Annotated in this window: 2 protein-coding genes; one reads left to right on the top strand and one right to left on the bottom strand. The window is 65.8% G+C overall.

The window, feature by feature from the left end:
• Window positions 1-57 precede the first annotated feature (57 nt).
• Window positions 58-2073: an MMPL family transporter gene (locus QSK31_RS48360; RefSeq protein ID WP_285691970.1), complete on the bottom strand. Its 2016-nt coding sequence runs from the start codon at window positions 2071-2073 to the stop codon at window positions 58-60.
• Between QSK31_RS48360 and QSK31_RS48365 the strand changes: the two genes are divergently transcribed.
• The coding region (locus QSK31_RS48365; RefSeq protein ID WP_285691971.1) for a hypothetical protein at window positions 2066-2321 on the top strand (256 nt) is incomplete at its 3' end. The genes QSK31_RS48360 and QSK31_RS48365 overlap by 8 nt on opposite strands.

Raw genomic sequence — 2321 nt, forward strand, 5'->3', positions numbered from 1 at the left:
GCAAAGATCCGGGACGGGTTTGGGTTGCCGTCCCGGATCTTGTTTGTGTTGTTGTGTTTAGCGTTGTAGTGCGAGTTGTTCGTTGTCGGTGTGTGCGTGTCGCCCTCCCGGGGGCGCGGCCGTCGGGCGGGATAGTCGGCTTGGCCACCAGATTCGTCGGTCGATGAGCAGGGTGATGGCGGGTACCAGGATTGAGCGGACGAGTAGGGCGTCGAGCAGGACGCCGAAGGCGACGAGGAATCCGACTTCGATGAGCATGACCAGTGGGAGTGAGGCGAGGACGGCGAAGGTGGCGGCGAGGACCAGGCCTGCCGAGGTGATGACGCCGCCGGTGGCGGAGAGGGCTTTGAGCATGCCGTCTCTGGTGCCGAGGCGTGCGGTTTCCTCTCGTGCTCGGCTGGTGAGGAAGATGTTGTAGTCGACGCCGAGGGCGACCAGGAACAGGAATGCCAGTAGTGGTACCGAGTAGTCGAGGCCTTTGAATCCGAGGATGGTGTCGAAGACGAAGACGCTGCCGCCGAAGGCTGCGGCGAATGAGACGATGACGGTGGCCATCAGGATCAGCGGGGCGACGACCGCGCGGAGTAGTAGCCCGAGGACGATCAGGACGACGGCGAGTACGAGGGGGATGACCAGTTTTTCGTCGCGGCTGGTGGTTGTTTCGGTGTCGAGGTTTTCTGCGCTTGGCCCGCCGACGATCGCTTCTGCCCCGGTCACGGTGTGTACGGCGGTGCGTACTCTTTTGATGGTGTCGTATTCGGCGGCGGTGTCCGGCGCGTCGGTCGGGAACACGGAGATGTCGGTCCAGCCGCCGCTGCTCTGGCCTGGGCTGGCCTGGGCCACGCCGGGGGTGCGTTTGACGATGTCGAGTATCTGTTGCTGGTATGCCGGCCGGGTGTAGATGGTCATCGGCTGGCCGCCGAGTTCCGGGAAGTGCTGGCGTAGAACGGTGAAGCCGGTGACTGATTCCGGCGGGTCCAGGAACTGGTCCTGTTCGCGCAGGGCGCCGGTGTTGCCGGTCAGTCCGACGGCGAGTACGCCGAGGATTGCCAGCGAGCCGAGTGTGGCTACCCACCGGCGGCGGTTGATGGCGGCGCCGAGGCGTCCCCACAGTCCCGGCTTTTCCTGCAGGGTTGTGCTGAAGCGTGGGATGGCCGGCCAGAAGATCCACCGGCCGAGTACCACGAGCATCGCCGGGAACAGTGTCAGCATGGCCACCAGCGCGCACAGGATGCCGGCCGCGCCGATCGGGCCCAGCCCGCTGATGCTGTTGAGGTCCGCGGCGAGCAGGCAGAGCAGCCCGGCGATCACGGTGGCCGCGGACGCGACGATGGCCGGCGCGGCGCCGCGCAGCGCGTGGATCATCGCGACCCGGACGTTGTTGTGGTGGTGCAGCGTTTCTCGATATCGGGCGATGAGCAGCAGCGCGTAGTCCGTGCCGACGCCGAACACCAGGATTGTCAGCAGCGCCGAGTTCTGGTTGTCGACCACGATACCGAAGCCCTTGACCAGCAGGTAGACGGTCGCCATCGAGGTCAGCGCGGCCGCGCCCACGGCCACCAGCGGGACGAACCACAACACCGGGCTGCGGTAGGTGAGGATGAGCAGGACGGTGACGACGATGACGGTGGTGAGGAACACTTGCAGGTCGATGCCGTCGAAGACGGCGTCCAGGTCACCGTCGATCGCGGCGGGGCCGGTCACCTCGAGGTCCAGACCGGCGGGGCGGTCCTTCGCGGCGTCACGCACCGGCCCGACGATCTCCTCCGGCGGGCCGTAGGCCGTGTTCACCTCGAGGGTGAACATCATCGCCTTGCCGTCGTGGGACGGCCTGATCGGCGGGCCGTCGTCGTCCTCCTCAGCCGCCGCCGCTGTTTTCGGCGGGTACCGCTTGGCAAGAGCGTTGTAGTGACGCCCGACCGCGGCACGGTCGTTGTAGGTCAAGCCACCGGCACGGTGATAGACGAACACGAACGTGTTGTCCTCACCACCGGGCAGACTGTCCTCCAGCACCGCCACCTTGGTGGACTCGGCACTGGCCGGCAACGCGTCCACAGCCTTGTCCGTGGTCACCGAACTCAACTTCCCACTCAACGGCACCATCACCGCCGCCAGCACCACCCACAAACCAATCACCAGCCACGGCACCCACCGGCCCGCCAACCGACCAGGCGGCACTTCCCCAGACGACACTGCGTCGACTGCCATCAATAGCCTCCTACACCCGTTACCTCGCTCACCTGACGCCGACTTCCTACCGAGCGAACCTGAGACGAGCGTTAATACCGCCGCTCAACCCGGTTTGACGAACCAGATACCCA

The organism is Actinoplanes sp. NBRC 103695, from assembly GCF_030269485.1.
Lineage (GTDB): Bacteria > Actinomycetota > Actinomycetes > Mycobacteriales > Micromonosporaceae > Actinoplanes.